Raw genomic sequence first — 348 nt, 5'->3', positions numbered from 1 at the left:
TGTCTTTGGCCGCGACCGTGGGCGTACCGGGGAACTCGGGTTCCGGCTGCTGTTCGGCAAGGGCGATGCCGTTGAGATAGGTCTGGGCAGTGAAGGTGACGTTTACCGTACGAGCCGACTCCGCAGCAGGCAAGGCGATAACTGTGTTGTCGCTGCTCACTTCACCGGCATCCGCGGTAATAGTGGTGGTGCCGCCGGACAACGCAAGGGTGATGGTGGCTGTATTGGTGTGGGCTGGCACCGGGATGCTGATGATGGTTCCGGCGTTGATCTGGGTGTCATTGGCGCGCGGCGCAAACTTGGCACCGTTTGCAGTGGCATCGATGGTCAGCCCGTCGAACGTCTGGG

General features: G+C 61.8%; 1 protein-coding gene. It reads right to left on the bottom strand.

From position 1 onward, the window contains the following. A partial coding sequence (locus DKT72_RS19075) for a hypothetical protein (protein WP_220628174.1) occupies positions 1-348 on the bottom strand: 348 nt, incomplete at both ends.

It is taken from the genome of Confluentibacter sediminis (assembly GCF_003258355.1).
GTDB classification, from domain to species: Bacteria; Bacteroidota; Bacteroidia; order Flavobacteriales; family Flavobacteriaceae; genus Confluentibacter; species Confluentibacter sediminis.
This window is presented reverse-complemented; position numbering and strand designations above follow the sequence as displayed.